General features: G+C 74.2%; 15 protein-coding genes. 8 read left to right on the top strand and 7 right to left on the bottom strand.

Annotated elements, in window-relative coordinates:
* The 4 genes from AB8A24_RS35575 to AB8A24_RS35590 form a co-directional block, all read left to right on the top strand.
* A partial coding sequence (locus tag AB8A24_RS35575) for a glycoside hydrolase family 31 protein (RefSeq protein ID WP_369478570.1) occupies window positions 1-892 on the top strand: 892 nt, incomplete at its 5' end.
* 152 nt (window positions 893-1,044) lie between these two features.
* Window positions 1,045-1,527, top strand: coding sequence for an SRPBCC domain-containing protein (locus tag AB8A24_RS35580; RefSeq protein ID WP_328964157.1), 483 nt, complete (start codon window positions 1,045-1,047; stop codon window positions 1,525-1,527).
* On the top strand, window positions 1,524-1,868 hold the full coding sequence (locus AB8A24_RS35585; RefSeq protein ID WP_328964156.1) for a metalloregulator ArsR/SmtB family transcription factor: 345 nt from the start codon (window positions 1,524-1,526) through the stop codon (window positions 1,866-1,868). Before AB8A24_RS35580 ends, AB8A24_RS35585 begins: the two co-directional genes overlap by 4 nt.
* A gap of 22 nt (window positions 1,869-1,890) precedes the next feature.
* Window positions 1,891-2,328 (top strand): SRPBCC domain-containing protein, encoded by a 438-nt coding sequence (locus AB8A24_RS35590; RefSeq protein ID WP_266388988.1) that lies wholly within the window; start codon window positions 1,891-1,893, stop codon window positions 2,326-2,328.
* 99 nt (window positions 2,329-2,427) lie between these two features.
* Here the strand turns inward: AB8A24_RS35590 and AB8A24_RS35595 are convergent, their stop codons facing one another.
* Window positions 2,428-2,937: an NUDIX domain-containing protein gene (locus AB8A24_RS35595; RefSeq protein WP_369478571.1), complete on the bottom strand. Its 510-nt coding sequence runs from the start codon at window positions 2,935-2,937 to the stop codon at window positions 2,428-2,430.
* Between the two features lie 144 nt (window positions 2,938-3,081).
* On the opposite strand from AB8A24_RS35595, the gene AB8A24_RS35600 reads away from it, so the two are divergent.
* Genes AB8A24_RS35600 through AB8A24_RS35610 form a run of 3 tightly spaced genes read left to right on the top strand, consistent with a single transcriptional unit; the run spans window position 3,082 to window position 5,178 of the window.
* Entirely contained in the window at window positions 3,082-3,450 is a 369-nt protein-coding gene (locus AB8A24_RS35600; RefSeq protein WP_328964153.1) for a DUF962 domain-containing protein, read from the top strand.
* 34 nt (window positions 3,451-3,484) lie between these two features.
* The gene (locus AB8A24_RS35605; protein ID WP_369478572.1) at window positions 3,485-3,991 is read left to right on the top strand and encodes a Zn-ribbon domain-containing OB-fold protein; all 507 of its coding nucleotides are present in this window, start codon (window positions 3,485-3,487) and stop codon (window positions 3,989-3,991) included.
* Window positions 3,988-5,178: a lipid-transfer protein gene (locus AB8A24_RS35610; protein WP_328964151.1), complete on the top strand. Its 1,191-nt coding sequence runs from the start codon at window positions 3,988-3,990 to the stop codon at window positions 5,176-5,178. Before AB8A24_RS35605 ends, AB8A24_RS35610 begins: the two co-directional genes overlap by 4 nt.
* A 145-nt stretch (window positions 5,179-5,323) precedes the next feature.
* Here the strand turns inward: AB8A24_RS35610 and AB8A24_RS35615 are convergent, their stop codons facing one another.
* The 4 genes from AB8A24_RS35615 to AB8A24_RS35630 are packed head-to-tail and all read right to left on the bottom strand — an operon-like array spanning window position 5,324 to window position 9,695.
* Complete coding sequence (locus AB8A24_RS35615) at window positions 5,324-5,917, bottom strand: ATP/GTP-binding protein (protein ID WP_369478582.1); 594 nt, start codon at window positions 5,915-5,917, stop codon at window positions 5,324-5,326.
* A 13-nt stretch (window positions 5,918-5,930) separates the two neighbouring features.
* A complete protein-coding gene (locus tag AB8A24_RS35620) occupies window positions 5,931-6,398 on the bottom strand; it encodes a DUF742 domain-containing protein (RefSeq protein WP_266389007.1) in 468 nt (155 codons plus the stop codon).
* Between the two features lie 10 nt (window positions 6,399-6,408).
* Window positions 6,409-6,846 (bottom strand): roadblock/LC7 domain-containing protein, encoded by a 438-nt coding sequence (locus AB8A24_RS35625; RefSeq protein ID WP_030016314.1) that lies wholly within the window; start codon window positions 6,844-6,846, stop codon window positions 6,409-6,411.
* Complete coding sequence (locus AB8A24_RS35630; RefSeq protein ID WP_328964150.1) at window positions 6,843-9,695, bottom strand: nitrate- and nitrite sensing domain-containing protein; 2,853 nt, start codon at window positions 9,693-9,695, stop codon at window positions 6,843-6,845. The genes AB8A24_RS35625 and AB8A24_RS35630 overlap by 4 nt, the downstream gene beginning before the upstream one ends.
* 433 nt (window positions 9,696-10,128) lie before the next feature.
* Between AB8A24_RS35630 and AB8A24_RS35635 the strand changes: the two genes are divergently transcribed.
* The gene (locus AB8A24_RS35635; RefSeq protein ID WP_369478573.1) at window positions 10,129-10,578 is read left to right on the top strand and encodes a hypothetical protein; all 450 of its coding nucleotides are present in this window, start codon (window positions 10,129-10,131) and stop codon (window positions 10,576-10,578) included.
* A gap of 123 nt (window positions 10,579-10,701) precedes the next feature.
* Here the strand turns inward: AB8A24_RS35635 and AB8A24_RS35640 are convergent, their stop codons facing one another.
* Both AB8A24_RS35640 and AB8A24_RS35645 read right to left on the bottom strand, forming a co-directional pair.
* Entirely contained in the window at window positions 10,702-15,414 is a 4,713-nt protein-coding gene (locus AB8A24_RS35640) for a hypothetical protein (protein WP_369478574.1), read from the bottom strand.
* A 75-nt stretch (window positions 15,415-15,489) separates the two neighbouring features.
* Window positions 15,490-16,392, bottom strand: coding sequence for a hypothetical protein (locus AB8A24_RS35645; protein WP_328964147.1), 903 nt, complete (start codon window positions 16,390-16,392; stop codon window positions 15,490-15,492).
* Window positions 16,393-16,539: the final 147 nt, after the last annotated feature.

The raw sequence follows: 16,539 nt of genomic DNA on the forward strand, positions 1-16,539 counted from the left end.
GGCGGGGTGGGAGGGGCTGGTGCGACTGAGGCCCGCCGAGCGGCCGTTCCTGTTCTCGCGGTCGGGGTGGGCGGGGATGCAGCGGTACGGGGGCACCTGGTCGGGGGACGTGGAGTCGAGCTGGGAGGGGCTGCGGGCCTCGCTGGCGCTGGTGCTGGGGCTCGGGCTGTGCGGGGTGCCGTACTCGGGTCCGGACGTCGGCGGGTTCGGGGGGTCGCCGTCGCCGGAGTTGTACGTGCGGTGGCTGCAACTGGGGGCCTATCTGCCGCTGTTCCGGACCCACTCGGCGATCTGGGCGGGGCGGCGGGAGCCGTGGGAGTTCGGGCCGGAGGTGGCGGAGCAGGCCGCGGCGGTGATGGCGGAGCGGGAGCGGCTGCGGCCGTACTTCGTGACGTTGGCGCATCTGGCGCGGCGGACGGGGGCCCCGTACGTGCGGCCGCTGTGGTGGGGGGCGCCGGAGGAGCGGCAGTTGAGGGACTGCGAGGACACCTTCCTGCTGGGTGACGCGCTGTTGGTGGCGCCGGTGCTGGAGTGCGGGGCGGACCGGCGGGCGGTACGGCTGCCACGGGGGCGCTGGTACGACACGGCGACGGGGACGGCGTACGAGGGTCCGGGCCAGATCCTGCTGGATGCGCCGCAGGGCCGGATCCCGGTGCTGGCGCGGGCGGGGGCCGTACTGCCGGTGCGTGCGGGCTCCGGTGGCGGGGTGGAGCTGGAGGTCTGGGCGCCGGCGCGGGGGCGTACGGGGGGTGGGGTGGTGATCCGGGATCCGGGGCCGGGCTTCGAGCCGGGTGAGGTGGAGCGGTACACGGTGCGGTGGGTGGGGGACGCGGTGGTGGTGGAGGACGAGGCGGGGAGCCGGGTGGAGGGGGTGACCGTACGGGGGCTGTAGGCGCAACAGGCCCCGGCAGGCGGTGTGGGTGCGCGGGGCCCGGTGGCCGTGGCGGGTCATGGCTCCCCTGCCACCTCCGACGGATACGCAACCATCGGTTGCGTATCTGTCGAAGGTGGACTAGCTTTATCTGCAACCGAAGGTTGCGATAGATGGAGACGGCCATGGAGTACGGGAGCATCGAGCGCGAGCTGCACATCGACGCCTCGCCCGAGGTGGTGTTCGAGGTGCTCAGCAGCCCCGAGCACATCCGGGAGTGGTGGAGCGCCGACACCGCGTTCGAGCCGGTCGCGGGCGCGACGGCCCGTCTCACGTGGACCGACGAGGACACCGGTCGACAGCAGTCCGCGCCGTTCACGGTCGTGGAGGCCGACCCGCCGCGGATGTTCTCGTTCCGCTGGACCTACGACGAGACGGAGACGGAGACGGCGGGTCCGGGCAACTCCCTGCTGGTGACCTTCGAGCTCGTCCCCACGGACAAGGGGACCACGGTCCGGTTCCGCGAGAGCGGCTATCGCGAGCGGGGTTGGGAGGCCGCCGTGCTCGAAGCCCACTACGACGACCACCGGCAGGGCTGGGACTTCTACCTGCCGCGCCTGGTCGCGACGGCCGACCGGCTGGCGGCCACGCGATGAGCACCGCCGTCGACGACGACCTGTGGTCCGCGATAGGCGACCCGACCCGGCGCCGCATGATCGACCTCCTGCTGGCCGACGGCCAGGGGACGGCGACGACCCTCAGCGCGCACCTGCCCGTGACCCGGCAGGCCGTGACCAAACACCTGGCCGTGCTCGACCGGGTCGGGCTGGTCCGGTCCGCGCCGGCGGGACGGGAGAAGCGCTACCACGTGGACGAGGCGCAGTTGGCCCGTGCCGTGGCGCAGCTGAGCTCCGTCGGCGAGATGTGGGACGCCCGCCTGCGGCGCGTCAAGAACCTCGCCGAAGCGATCCAACGAGCCAAGAACGCGGAGCAGTGACACGAAGAAGGAGGAGAGCGAGATGGTGGACATCCTGCACCGGGTAGGGATCACCGCGACCCCGGAGAAGGTGTACGAAGCGCTCACCACGGTCGAGGGCCTGGCCGCGTGGTGGACGACCGACACGAGCGGGTCCGGCGACGGCGTCCTGGAGTTCCGGTTCGGCGACGTCGGCGGCTTCGACATGAAGGTGCTCGACCTGCGGCCGAACGAACGGGTGCTGTGGGAGGTCGTCGACGGTCCGGCCGAGTGGGTCGGGACGACGGTGAGCTTCGACCTGACCCAGGAAGGCGAGTGGACGATCCTCATGTTCGCGCACGCGGGCTGGCGCGAACCGGTCGAGTTCATGAACCACTGCAGCACCAAGTGGGCGATCTTCCTGATGAGCTTGAAGTCCCTGGTGGAGACGGGCTCCGGCGCGCCGCATCCGCGCGACGTGCAGATCAGCAACTGGCACTGACGCCCCTCCCGCCTCCCGCGGGGCCCGGACGCGGTGGGCCGGGCCGGTCTCGGCCGGCCCGGCCCACCGCGTCCGGGGCAGAGCCGGGCAGGGCCGGGCTCAGGCGTACTTGCCCGCGAACCAGGACGCCGCCGCCTGGGTGTGGAGGGGGAAGGCCAGCGCCGACGGGGTGCGCAGGACGTGCCAGCCGGTGGTCTCGTCCGTCGGCTTCGAGGCGGGGAGGTCCGCGGCCGGGCGGGCCGGGAGGAGGCCGAAGAGGAGGAGATGGCCGGCCGGGGAGCTCAGGGCGTCGGCCAGGACGACCTCCGAGGCGGGGGCCGTGATGCCGGTCTCCTCGAAGAGCTCACGGACGACCGCGTCGCGCCAGTCCTCACCGAAGTCGATGAATCCGCCGGGGAGGGCGACGCCGCCGAGGGCCGGTTCGATGGTGCGGGTGATGACCACGAGGCCGGTGCCGTCCGCGTCCTCGACGGGGAGGAGGGTGACGGCCACCGGGAGCGGGTTGCGGTAGGCGGTCGCCCCGCAGGCCGCGCAGGTGCGGGGCCACTCAGGGGTGGAGTACGGCGCTCCGCAGGTGGAGCAGTGCGAGTCCTTCAGGTGTGCCGACATCCGGCGATCGTATGCCAAGGGGTGTGCGGACGGCGGCGGTTGCGGGACCCCCACCGGGACCCGCACCGGGACCCGCACCGGCCGCTGCGGATCGCGACCCCCTCACCGCTGTCGCCGTCGTCCGGCCGTGAGTACCGTGCCCGCATGACTTTCACCTCGTACGAGGAATTCTGGCCGTACTACGTCGCGATGCACTCGCGCGCCGCCACCCGGTGGATCCATCTCACCGGCACCCTCACCGGTCTGGCCGTGACCGCCTACGGGTTGGCGCGCGGCCGTAGGCGCTACCTCGCCGCACTCCCCCTGATCGGGTACGGGACCGCCTGGCCCGCGCACTTCCTGATCGAGGGGAACAATCCGGCCACCTTCGGCCATCCCGCGTGGTCACTGCGTGGGGACGCGCAGATGATCCGGATGATGCTCGCCGGCCGCGACGCGGAGCTGGACGAGATCGCGCGGAAGTGGCTTGCCGAGAACCCGTGTCAGGGCCGTCCCCCCGTGGCAGACTTCTGACGATCCGTCAGATTGCTGACCTGGGAGGGGCATCGTGGCACGCACACGCACACCCGTCGTGAGCGGGTGGTTCACCGAGGACGCGCCGGACGGCGGGGGCTTCCGGCTGCTCGGCACCCGGTGCTCGGCCTGTACCGCGGTGTTCTTCCCGCGCGAGGACGCGTACTGCCGCAATCCGCACTGCCCCGGCGGCGGTGAGCTCGCCGAGGTGCCGCTGTCCCCGCGGGGCCGGGTCTGGTCCTACACCGACGGGCGCTACCGGCCGCCCGCGCCGTACGTGTCCGACCCGGCCGTGCCCTGGGAGCCGTACACGCTGGTCGCGGTGGAGCTGGAGGCCGAGGGGATGGTGGTCCTGGGGCAGGCCGCGCCCGGGGTCGGGGTCGCCGATCTGGCGGTCGGGATGGAGGTCGAGGTGGTCGGGGGCGTGCTGAACGAGGACGTGGGGACCGCGGGGGCTGCGGGGGCTGCGGGAACCACCGAGGAGGCCGCCGGGACCGTCTGGACCACGTGGCGGTTCCGGCCGGTGGGAGGCGCCGAGTGAGCGCCGACATCGCCGTCCTCGGGGCCGGTATGCACCCCTGGGGCAAGTGGGGCCGCAGTTTCGTCGAGTACGGGCGGGCCGCCGCGCGGGCGGCGCTCGACGACGCCGGACTGGACTGGACGCAGGTGCAGTCGATCGTCGGCGCCGACACCGTGCGTTCCGGATACCCGGGCTACGTGGCGGGCGCCACCTTCGCCCAGGCCCTCGGCTGGCAGGGGGCGCGGGTCACCAGCGTCTACGCGGCCTGCGCGTCCGGCGCCCAGGCCGTCGGAGCCGCCCGCGCGCAGATCCTGGCGGGCCTGGCCGACGTGGTGCTCGTGGTCGGCGCGGACGCCGCGCCCAAGGGGTTCTTCGCACCGGCGGGCGGCGACCGGCCCGACGATCCGGACTGGCTGCGGTTCCGCGTGCTCGGCGCCACCAATCCGGCCTACTTCGCGCTCTACGCGCGGCGCCGGATGGACCTCCACGGGGACACCCTGGAGGACTTCGCCCAGGTCAAGGTGAAGAACGCGGCGGCCGGGCTGCTCAATCCGCATGCCCGCTACCGCAGACACGTCACCGCGGAGGAGGTCGCGGCCTCGGCGGTGGTCGCGGATCCGCTCCGACTGCTCGACATCTGCGCCACCTCCGACGGGGGCGCGGCCCTGGTCCTCACCAGCATGGACTTCGCGCGATCGCGCGGGGTGGCCGATCCGGTGCGGATCCGGGCCGTCTCCACCGTGACGCCCACCTATCCGCGTACGGTGCTGGACCTGCCGGACATCGCGACCGACTCGGCGGTGGCGGTGGCGCCGGCGGCCGGGTCCTTCAGGTCCTCGATCGCGCGCGCCGCCTACGAGGAGGCGGGGCTCGGCCCGGACGACCTCTCCCTCGCCGAGGTGTACGACCTCTCCACCGCCCTGGAGTTGGAGTGGTACGAGGACATCGGGCTGTGCGGGGAGGGCGAGGGGGCGAAGCTCGTTCGGGAGGGGGCGACGGCGCTGGGCGGCCGGATCCCGGTCAACACCAGTGGCGGGCTGGCCTCCTTCGGGGAGGCGGTGCCGGCGCAGGCGATCGCGCAGGTGTGTGAGCTGACCTGGCAGTTGCGCGGTACGGCCGGGGAGCGGCAGGTGCCCGGTGCGCGGGCCGGGATCACCGCGAACCAGGGGCTGTTCGGCCACGGGTCGGCCATCGTCGCCGTGCGCTGAACTGCTGGTGTTGTCCGAACGCTTGACGACCCCCGGCGGCAGGTTCACACTCGCTCCACAGTCCCGCGCCGCGACCGGGACCCCGGTCCCCCCGTGAGAGCTGCGGCCCGTACCCCAGTCGGCGGGGGTACGGGCCGCCTCCGCGTCAGGCTCCCGCCGAGAGGCTCCGGCGCCGTTCGCGTGCCAGGGACATCGCGTGTTCCACGACCCCCACCAGTACGTCCTTCACGGATTCCCGGTCCCGTGCGTCGCACAGCAGTACCGGCACCCCGGGATCGAGGTCCAGTGCCGTCCGTACGGTCACCACAGGGTGCCGGTCGGCTCCGTCGAAGCAGTTGACGGCGACGACGAACGGGATCGCGCGCCGCTCGAAGTAGTCGATGGCGGCGAAACAGTCGGCGAGGCGACGGGTGTCCGCGAGGACGACGGCGCCGAGCGAACCCTGCGCCAGCTCGTCCCACAGGAACCAGAAGCGGTCCTGCCCGGGGGTGCCGAACAGGTACAGCACCAGGTCCTCGCGGAGCGTGATGCGCCCGAAGTCCATGGCCACGGTGGTGGTGCTCTTGCCCTCCACTCCCCCGGTGTCGCCGCCCCCCACGCCCGGCTCGGAGAGCCGTTCCTCGGTGCGCAGGGGTCTGATTTCGCTCACCGCGCTGACCAGGGTGGTCTTGCCCACCCCGAAGCCGCCCGCGACCAAGATCTTCAAGGTCAGCGGCTCGACCGGCGACACCGCGTGCATGGCACCGGTGCGGCTAAAGCGCCCGAAGGCCATCGATCACCTCACGCAGAATGGATTCATCGGGCAGTTCTGCCGGTGGTACCGGCCTGGTCACGTGGACCAGTTCTTCATCGACCAGGTCGCCGATCAGGACGCGGACGACCCCGACCGCGAGGTCGAGATCGGCCGCGAGTTCGGCGACCGACTGTGGTCGGCCCCGGCACAGCCCGAGGATGTGGGCGTGTTCCGGGGAGAGGGTCATGTCCCAGACCGGATCGTCGGCCGCCGGTTCGGCGACGACGAGCGCGATCAGGTCGAGTCGGTGCTGGCCCGCGTGGCTGGTCCGGCCGCGGGTCATGGCGTACGGGCGGACGACCGGCCCCGCGTCGTCGTCGAACCAGTGCGCGTGGTCGGGGTCCAGCTGGTCGGGGTCGGGGTAGGACGGGTCGACGGGGAAACCGGCGGGGATGTCCGTGGGGTGGTCCTGGCCTGAATCACTCATGCCCTACGACTCACCCTCCGGCTGGCAGCCCGGTGCGCGGGGCGGTCGCCAGGTGGTCGCCGACGCGCTTGACCATCAGCGTCATCTCGTACGCCACCTGGCCGACGTCGGAGTCGGCGTCGGCCAGGACGGCCAGGCAGCTGCCGTCGCCCGCGGCCATGACGAAGAGGAAGGCCTCGTCGAGCTCGACGACGGTCTGGCGGACCCGGCCGGAGTCGAAGTGCCGGCCGACGCCCTTGGCCAGGCTGTGGAAGCCGGAGGCGACCGCGGCCAGGTGCTCGCTGTCCTCGCGGGTCAGGTCCTTGGAGCTGCCGGTGGGCAGGCCGTCGCCGGAGAGGACCACCGCCTTGCGGATGGAGCCGACCCGGTCGACGAGCTCGTCGAGGAGCCAGTTGAGCGGGCCGGAGCCGCGGCCCCTGGTGTCGTTGCCGGTCTGCGGTGCGGTCATCGACCGTCCCCTTCGTTCTCGTTCGCGGGACCGCCGGCGGCGGATGTGCCTGCCTCGGTCTCGGACTTCTGCTGTGCGTGCTGGTTGCGGCCCGCCGTCCAGCCACGCTGGAGTGCGGACATGCGCGTACGTACGTCTTCCGCGTCGCGGTCGGCCACCTGGTCGGGGGCGGCTTCGGCGGGTGCGGCGGACGGGAACTTCTTGAGCTGGGGCGCCAGGCTCGCCTGGCGGACCCGGCGGGGCAGCCCGCCGATGCCGGGGCCGGGTGCGGCGGCCCCCGCCTCGGATCCGGCTTCGGGTCCGGCCGTGGAGGCCGGGGCGGGCTGCGGGACCACGGACACCGGGCGGGGTTCCACCCGGCGGCCGTGGTCGGCGACCAGAGTCGGGGTCGGGCGGCGGCGCGGCAGCGGCACGGCGCCCTGGGAGCGGGGGCCGTCCGGACGCGGGGCCTCCACGCGCTGGGTGTCCAGCCGGACGGGGCCGGTGGGCGCGAGCGACTCGCGGTCGCGGTCGCCCTTGCGGGAGCCGCCCCGGTCCGCGTGCCGGTCCGCGTGCCGGTCGGTGTGCGGCCGGTCCGCCGGGCGCAGACCCAGGAGGGCGCTGCGCGGGATGCCGTTCGGCGGGGTCTCGTCGTCGAGGGTCGCCATGACCGGCCGGCCGGCGCCGCCGGTGCGGCTTGTGATCGCCGTCGGGGCGTCGTCGAGCACGGCGGGGTCGTCGAGGCCGTCCAGCCGGTCCAGGCCGTTCAGGCCGCCGGCCGGGAGCGGGGCCTCCAGCTCGACGGGGCCGCGCAGTTCGGCGACGGGCAGCCGGCGGCCGGACGTCGCGCGCTCCATGGCGGCGGGCGTGGGTCGCTCGGACCCGGCGCGGCCGAGGTGGCCGGCCTTGTCGGACCGCAGCGGCTTGGCCGCGGCGCGGGCGCCGTCGAACCGGGCGCCGGCGCCGTTGGTCTCGGGGGCCTCGGTCAGCAGGGCCGCGGGCAGGAAGAGCACCGCGGTGGTGCCCCCGTACGGGCTGGGCTGGAGGACAACCTTGACGTTGTGGCGCTGCGCGAGGCGGCTGACGACGAACAGGCCGAGGCGGTCGGTGTCGGAGAGCTCGAACTCGGGGGTCTCGGCGAGCCGAAGGTTCGCGTCGAGCAGCGCTTCCGGGGTCATGCCGAGGCCGCGGTCGTGGATCTCCAGGGTGAAGCCGTTGGCGACGCGCTCGCCGTGCACCTGGACCGCGGTGTGCGGCGGCGAGAACACGGTGGCGTTCTCCAGGAGTTCGGCGATGAGGTGGGTGACGTCGGCGACGGCCGGGCCGACGATGCCCAGGCGGGTGAGCCGGCGTACCTCGATGCGCTCGTAGTCCTCGACCTCGGCGACGGCGGCGCGTACGACGTCCATCAGCTGGACGGGCTTGCGCCACTGGCGGGAGGGCGCGGCACCGGAGAGGATCACGAGGCCCTCGGCGTGCCGGCGCATGCGGGTGGTCATGTGGTCGAGGCGGAAGAGGTCGGCCAGCTCCTCGGTGTCCTCGGTACGGCGTTCCATGGTGTCGAGGAGGGTCAGCTGGCGGTGCAGCAGCACCTGGTTGCGGCGGGCCAGGTTGACGAACACCTCGGAGACGCCGCGACGCAGGTCGGCCTGCTTGACGGCGGCCTCGACGGCGGCGCGCTGGAGGGTGTTGAGGGCCTGGCCGACCTGGCCGACCTCGTCCTTCTCGTATTCGAGGTGGGGTGCCTCGGTCTCCACGTCCACGTGCTCGCCCGCGGCGAGGCGGCGCATCACGCTGGGCAGCCGGACGCCGGAGGCCTCGTGGGCCTCCTTGCGCAGCCGGGACAGGTCGCGGACGAGGTCGCGGCCGATGCGCACGGACAGGACCAGGGAGAAGACCAGGGCGAGGAAGCCGAGGATGCCGGCGGCCGCGGCCTGGACCATGACGTCCATGGCGACGGGCTCGATGCGTTCCTGGTAGCGGTTGCCGGCGGCGGTGTTCATGGCGGCCAGGTCTTCGAGGACCTTGGTGGAGGCCTCGTCCCACTGGGCGGCGGTCAGGTTGCGCGGCTTGTTGACCGCGCCGCCGGATATGAAGCGCTCCTCGGCGTCGCGCAGGGGCTGGGTCTCGGGGTTCTTCCAGTACTGCTCGAAGCTCTCCCGGTCCTCGGCGGGGAGGGTCACGAGGTTGAACTCGTAGAGCAGGGAGCGGTTGGCCGCGAAATCGGAGACGTGGCGGACGTCGGGAGCGGTGATGTTGCGCGCGGCGAGGGCGGAGGCGATGACGGCGTCCTCGCGGGAGAGCAGTTCGCGGGCGCGGCTGATGCCGACGAGGGCGCGGCCTTCCTTGTCCACCTCCACGTTGTCCAGGCCGTGGAGGTTCATGAGGAAGTCGTAGCAGGGGTCGACCAGGCGGTTGTAGAGATCCAGGGCCTGCGTGGGGTCCAGGGCGTTCTGGTCGACGGAGCGGCGCATGGTGCCGATGCCCTGGAAGGCGGCGACGATCGAGCGCAGGCGCTGGGCGCTCTGCGGGCTCAGCTCGTCGATGACCTTGGAGTCGCGGGCGCTGACGCTGATCTGCTCGACGGCCCGGTCGGTTTCGGCGCGGCGCTTGGTGAGTTCGGCCGTGGCGGTGGCGGCCCGGGGGTCGCCGAGGACGACCAGGGTCTGGCGCCGTTCCTTCTGGATGACGCGGACGACGTCCTCGACGGGGTAGCCCACCTTGTCGATGATGTAGGCCACGTCGAAGAGTTGGACGGCCTCACGGCCGGTGATGACTGTCGCGAAGCCCCAGAGGGCGGTCAGGGAGACGAGCGGCACAAGGAGCAACGCCACGATCTTCCGGCGGATGGACTTCCCGCGAAAGCGCATGGCCTCCCCAGCCTCCCCCAGGTCAACCCCGTTACCGGGGGTCGGTGTTCCGTCATTTAAACGGCGTGAGCCTACTACTGCTGGGGGGCAGCTTCGAAGGCGTGTCCGGACGTTTTCGGCCTGACCCCGGGAGGAAGATCACCAGTTGTCCGACACTTCCGGTCAAGAGCGGCCCGATATGTGGCAGATGACACTTGGTGGGGCGTCAGTTCCCGCAACCCGATGGATGGCTGGAATTATTCGTTCCGCGATCATTCCGGCGCGAGAAGGTATCCGCGATTCGGGAATCTCCCGGCGCCGCCGAACGTCTGTCTGTGCGAGGGGGCGCGTCGGAACGGACGTGAGGGATGGATGTGGCGGGGCAGACGCGTCACGTGGCAAGTGGGCAGGGCGAGCAGGCATGACGGACCGCGCGGTGGGGAGTGAGCGGACCATGAGCAGTGACGAGGGCGGCGGTGTGAGTGCGGGCCTGGGTGCCGGCTCGGCCGGGCGGGGACTGTGGGTCGAGGAGCCGGCCCGGCGGCGCCGGATGCCGGATTCGGTACGGACGTCCGCGGTGCGGGCGGTGCTGATCGTGTCCGTGACCCTGACGCAGGCGACGATCACGTTCTTCCTGACCCTGACCGGGTCCTGGCTCGCCCTGCCGATGGGGCTCGGCGCGATAGCCGGGACGATCGTGGCCACCTGGGGCGTGCTGGACGTGTGGATCACCCGGCAGACCTGGAACCAGCGGTACGGGGTCCTGTCGGAGCCGAGCAGCACGGCGCGCAGCCGCCGCAAGGAGGCCCGGCGGCCCGCCCGGGCGGCCCGGGCGCCCGCCGCGGGCCGAATACCCCGCGAGGACGGCCCTCTGGCGGCCTCCGGGCGCTACTCCGCACGCTGACCCCCGCCACCCGGCGTCCGTGCGCCTGCGCCCCCACGAGGACGCCTCACGCCGACCTGTGCACGCCTGGGTCCCCGCGACGACGCCTCGCCTCGGTGTGCTCGCGCCTTTCGTCCTCTCGTGTCAGGAAACGCCGCTGCGACGGAACATCCGGGTGGCCGTGATCTCGCCGTGGATGGTCTCCGCCTCCGCGGACTGCTGCGGCAGACCCGGGCGCAGGTGCTCCTCGACGCTGATGTACTTCAGGCCCGCCCGCAGGTCCGCGTCGTTGCGCAGGCGGATCACCAGCGGGAACTCGGCGAGGGCCGTGGTGTCGAACAGACCGGTCGTGTAGAGCAGTTGGACGCCGAGCGCGTCCGATACGGCCCGCTGGAGCTCCAGCAGGTAGGTGGCGTTGGCACGGCCGATCGGGTTGTCGAGGAACAGCGTGCCCGCGTGCCGGTGCTTGTCGCGGCCACGGTCGTTGCTGCGCAGCGCCGCCATCGTGCAGTACAGCGCGATCGCGGCGGTCAGCAGCTGCCCGCCGGAGAACACGTCGCCCATCTGCCCCACCGGCACCCGCTCGGCGCGCAGCACCGCGTCCGGCTTGAGGATCTCCACGGAGATGCCCTTGGGCTCCAGGGCCGCCTGGACGCCCCTCAGCAGCAGGGACATGCCGTCCCGGCGGGCCTCGCCGAAGGAGGCGCTGCTGTTCTTCTTCACGGCCGTGCGGGTCGCCTCGTCGATGACCTCGCCGAGCCGCTCGGTGAGCGTGGCCTGGTCCGGCTCCTCGAAGCGGATGCGCAGGAACTCCTGGCCCGACCATTCGCCGAGGCCCTCGGGGAGCTGTGAGAGCCGCTGCGCGGAGCGGAGCGTGGCCAGGGCCGATTCGACGAGGCCGCGCAGGCGGTCGACGATGCTGTCGCGGTTGCGCTCCAGCTGCGCCAGTTCGTCGGTGAGGACGCGCAGCCGGGGTGCGAAGGCCGCGGCCCAGGCCGCCGCGTGCTCGGGCAGTGCGGAGGCGGGCAGTTCGCGGATCTGCTGGCGCGCGGGGGTGCGTACCTGCTCGTAGCGGGTGGCGTTGGCGTGCCGGACCAGGATGTCGCTCGCCTCGCGCACCGCGGAATCGGCGGTCGAGAGCTCGGCCGCGCAGCCGCGCAGGGAGCGGCGGGCCTCGGTGGCGGACTGGCGGGCCTCCTCCAGGGTGCCCGCGTGGGGTACCGGCTCCTGCTCGTCGTCCTGGTGGGTGTGGTCGCGCAGCAGGTCCCGGAGCATCGCCGCTGTCTCGTCGAAGCCGCCGGCGCCGTCCTCGGCGGTGCGGTGGGCGCGCAGCAGGTCCGCGTGGGCGGCCCGGGCGCTCTCCACGGCCGCGGTGTGGGCGGCGAGTTGGGCGGTGGCCGTACGCAGCAGGGCCTGGGCCTGGTCGACGTCCTCGGGGACGAGCTCCTCGGGGAGTTCGGTGTGCGCCTCCCCCTCGGTGGGGGCGTGCCGTTCGGCTTCGCCGCGCAGTCGGCCGAGCTGCTCGCTCGCGGTGGACGCGCGGGTCTCCAGCATCTGCACGAGGGACTCGGCGCGGGCGGCCGCGGCCTGCCGGGAGGGGCCGTCGGCGCCGTCGGTGCCTTCGAGGAGCTGGGCGGCCCGGGTACGGACCTTGTTGGTGAGGCGGTCGAGTTCGGCCAGGGCGGCGCTCTCGTCGCTCTCGGCGCGGGCCTGCTCGGCACGCAGGTCGGCGCCGACGCCGACCTTCTCGTAGAGCTGGGAGGCCGCGCGGTAGGCCTCGCGCAGGTCGGGCAGCGGCGCCCGGGGGGTGTCACCGGCGCTGTCGGCCGGCTGGTCGGGGGCGCCGGCGATCTCGGCGCGTTCGGCGCGCAGGGCGCGGGCGGTGCGGCGGGCGTCGTCGGCGGCGCGCTGGGCGGCGCGACGGTCCTCGTCGGCGGCGCGGGCCCGGTCCAGGCACACCTCGGCACGGGCCTCGGACTCGGCGGCGTCGTCGGCGAGTTCGCGGAGCTTGGCCTGCCAGCCGGCGCGCTCGCGCAGCCGGAAGGCGAGCCCGGCGAGGGCGTCGGCGACGCGGCGGGCGCGCTGGGCGGTGTCCTGGCGCTCCTCGCGGACCCGGGACGCGTCGGCCGCGGCCTCGTCGGCCTCGGCGCGTACGGTACGGGCCTCCGCGAGCTCGGCGTCGGCCTCCTCGGCGAACATCCGGGCGGCGGCGGCCGCTTCCGCGAGTTCGGTCAGGCGGCCGGGCGGGCAGCCGGTGCGCCAGGATCCGAGGCGGGCGGCGAGTTCGCGGTCACCGCCGAGGCGGGCCGCGAGGTCACGGATCTCGGTGTCGCGGGCGGCGGCGCGGGCGCGCAGCGCCTGGCGCTCCTCGTCGGCGGCGCCCTCGTCGTGCATGGCCGGGTTCGGCGGTACGAGGAACACTCCGGAGTCGGCGTCGTCGCCGGCCGGCGGCAGCGGGGCCAGCAGGGCGGCGGCCGTGCCGACGGCGACGGTGGAGCGGGGCAGCAGGGCGGCGCCGGACAGCACCTCGCGGGCCCGGCCGTGGGTGTCGGGGTCGGTGATGACGACGCCGTCGACGAGTTCGGGGCGGGCGGCGAGGACGGCGGCGTGGTCGGCGGGGTCCACGGACTGGGCGAGGTAGCGCCAGCCGGGGAGGGCGGGAATGCCGTGCTCGCCGAGGTACTCCACGGTGGCCAGGACGTCCGGGCCGGGCGGCAGCAGGCCGCCGTCGCCGAGCGCGCCGAGGATGCGGGCGTCGTCGGCGGCGGCGGTGCGCAGCTCGAAGAGCTGGCGTTCGGCCGCGGCGACCCCGTCCGTCAGCAGGGTGCGCAGGTCGTCGGCGTTCCGGTCGAGGTCGGCGACGGTCAGGCCTTCGCCCCCGGCGGTCCCGGGGTGGCCGGGGGCCGCTGTGCCGGCGCTTCCCGGGCGCCCGACCGTCCCGGAGGCGGTGGCCGCGACGGTGGCGTCGGTCTGCGCGCCAGCGCGCGGGTGCGGGAGGAAGGCGTCGGGGACCGATGGCAGCCCCAGCAGCTCCGCCAGGCGCGGGGCGGTGGCGAGGGAGGCCGCGGCCCGGTGCTCCGCGTCGTGGGCGGCCTCGGCCGCGTCGGCGGCGTCCGCCGCCCGGGCGGCGGTGAGTTCGGCGCGGGATTCCGCGGCGGCGGCCTCACGGGCGGCCTCGGCGGCGGCCCGGGCGGCTTCCCGGGACTCGTCCCAGGCGGCCACGGCCGTCTTCTCGGCGTCGGTGGCGGCGAGGGCCGCGCGGGCCGGGTCGGCGTCGGGGGCGGTGTCGTCGAGCCAGCCGGCGCGGACGGCCTCGGCGGTCTCCTGCTGGACCTCGGCCAGCCGGGAGCGCAGGTGCTCGGCCTCGCTACGGGCCCGCTGGGCGGCCGTGGCGGCGGCGGTGGCATCGCGGTGCGAGGCCTCGCCGGTGGCCTGGAGGGCGGCGGAACGCTCCTCCTCCTCGTTGGCGAGCCGCTCGCCGTGCTCGGCGGCGGTGTGCAGGGCCCGGACGAGCTCACCGGCGGCCGTGGCGCGGGCGGCGAGTGCCGGGGCGGCGTCCCGCTCGGCCTCCAGGATCGCGGCGGCGACGCGGGCGGAGCGGTCGGCGGCGGCCCGGTGGCGCAGCACGTTCTCGGCGGCCTGCCAGGCGGAGTGCAGCGTGCGGGCTTCGAGGAGTTCGCGGCGCTGGGCGGCGGCGGCCTTGTCGGCGACGGTCAGGGCCAGCGAGGCGTGCCGGTAGGCGAGTTCGGCGGAGACGGCGGCGCTGCGGGTGCGGGCGGATTCCGCGGCGGTGACCTGGTGGGCGGCGCCGGTGACCTGCTGGGCGAGGTCGGCGGCCCGGCCGCGGTCCTCGGCGGCGCGGGCGGACAGCCGCCGGGCGAGGGTGCGCGTACGGCGTTCCGCGCCCGCGTGCACGTCGCGCAGCCGGGAGCGGGCTCCGGCGGCCTCGACGATGCGGGTGAGCAGGTCCACCGAGCCGGCGGTGAAGTCCCGTTCGGCCATGAGCTCGGCGCGGCGGCCGAGCTTGTTGCCGAAGCCGTGGACGAGGTCGGCGAGGCCGTCCGTGTCGCGGGTGTCGGTGACGGCGCGCAGCAGGAGGTCGGTGAAGTCGGAGTCCTTCTTGACCGCGAAGAGGCCGGCCGCCTCGCCCTCGTCGGCGTTCATCTCGCGCTGGTAGCGGAAGAGTTCGGGGTCGAGGCCGAGTTCGGTGAGGTGCTCGTTCCAGCGGTCGTGGATCTCCTCGAAGTAGACCTCCAGGTGCGGGTACGCCTTGCCGGCCTCGGTGAGGGAGTCGCGGAAGCCCTTCATCGTGCGGCGGCGGCCCTGGGCCCCGGAGGCGCCTTCGACGGGCGGGCGTACGGAGGTCGCCTCGGCGACGGGCAGGCTGTCGAGGCTCAGGCCGGGGCCCGGGCGGAAGGAGTACCAGGCCTCGGCGAACTTGCGCGGGTCGTTGGAGACCTGGCGGCCGCGCCATTCGCTGACCTTGCCGACGACCACGCACTCGCCGGTCTGGGTGTGCTGCCACTCCAGGGCGACGTGGCCGCAGTCGTCGGCGAGCAGGAACTTGCGCAGCACGCCGGAGCTGGCGCCGCCGAGGGTGTTGCGGTGGCCCGGGAGCATCACCGAGAAGATCAGCTTGAGGAGGACGGACTTGCCGCCGCCGTTCTCCAGGAAGAGCACACCGGCGGGCGCGGGCCGGCGCGGCGGGCCGGTGGGCTCGTCCTCGAAGAACTCCGCCTGGGTCGGCGCCGGGTGGGGCACCGGCTCGCCGACTCCGCGCAGGTCGAGCACGGTGTCGGCGTAGCGCGCACCGGCGGGCCCGATGGAGTAGAGGCGGATCCGGGACAGCTCGTACATGGCGGCGGACTCTCGTGGTGTCTTGGTGAGGCAGGACGTACGGGGATCGGGGCGCGGGCCGCGTGGCCCGGTGGCTCATGCGTGGAACGGGAGGCCGGCGTCGGCGGCCAGTTCCAGGTCGTCGCCCTCGGGCGGCGGCAGCAGGGTCGCGGAGCCGTCGCTGACGGGGACCACGCCGAGCTCCAGCAGCTCGGCCATCGCCGCGCTGCCCGCCATGTCACGGACCTGGAGCTGGTAGCGGGGGGTGGTGCGGTAGGTGCCGCCGGCCTCGTCGCCGGTGCGCTGGAGGAAGCCGGATTCGGTGAGGAAGGCGGCCGCCTTGCCGACGATGCCGGTGGTGGAGCCGGCGAGGCGGCGGGCGTCCTTGGTGGCGCCGGTCGCACTGCGGCGGGCGTAGACGCGCCAGGCGGCCTCCAGGCCGGGGGCGTCGGAGGCCGGGTCGGTGTTCTCGCCGAGTTCCTCGGCGCGTTCCTCCAGGCGGCGGCAGGTCTGCCGGACGAAGGCATCGACGCCGTTGACGGTGATGCGGCCGATGTAGCCGTCGTCGGCGAGGTCCTCGGGGCGCGGGAAGGCCAGGGCGGCCACGGCGAGGTGCGCGAGGCCGTGCAGGAAGCGGTCGGCGGAGTCGGCGGCGGTGCGGCGGGCGTAGTCGCCCATCCGGACGGCGAAGACGGAGTCCTCGCCGGCGGCCACGGCCATGCCGGCGCGCGGGGACACCTCCAGGACGACGAGGCCGAGGCCGGTGGCGACGGCGTCGGCGAGTCGGCCGAAGGCGGGGTCCTCACGGTAGCGGCGCAGGAGCTCCCCGTACTCGGCGTCCCGGGCGGGGAGCAGCTTGGGCTGCAGCCCGAAGGCCACGAGCCGGGCCGCGTCGGCGGCGTCGGCGGGGGTCACCGCCGCGATGGTGGCGGGCACGGCGGGAGCCGACGGCGCGTCGGGCTCGCTCCACGCGGGGTGCTCGGCGTGGTGGTCGCTCACGGGTGGGTCTCCTCGGCGGTGCGGGTCGTTCGGGCGGTACGGAGCGTGCGGCCGAGCCGCGCAGGGGATGCGGCCTCGCCGGCGTGGTTCGCGACGCGCGGGCGTCCGGCCGGTGGCTCAGCCACATCCAGCCTCGCCGGCGTTTGA

It is taken from the genome of Streptomyces sp. BF23-19, from assembly GCF_041106355.1.
Lineage (GTDB): Bacteria > Actinomycetota > Actinomycetes > Streptomycetales > Streptomycetaceae > Streptomyces > Streptomyces virginiae_A.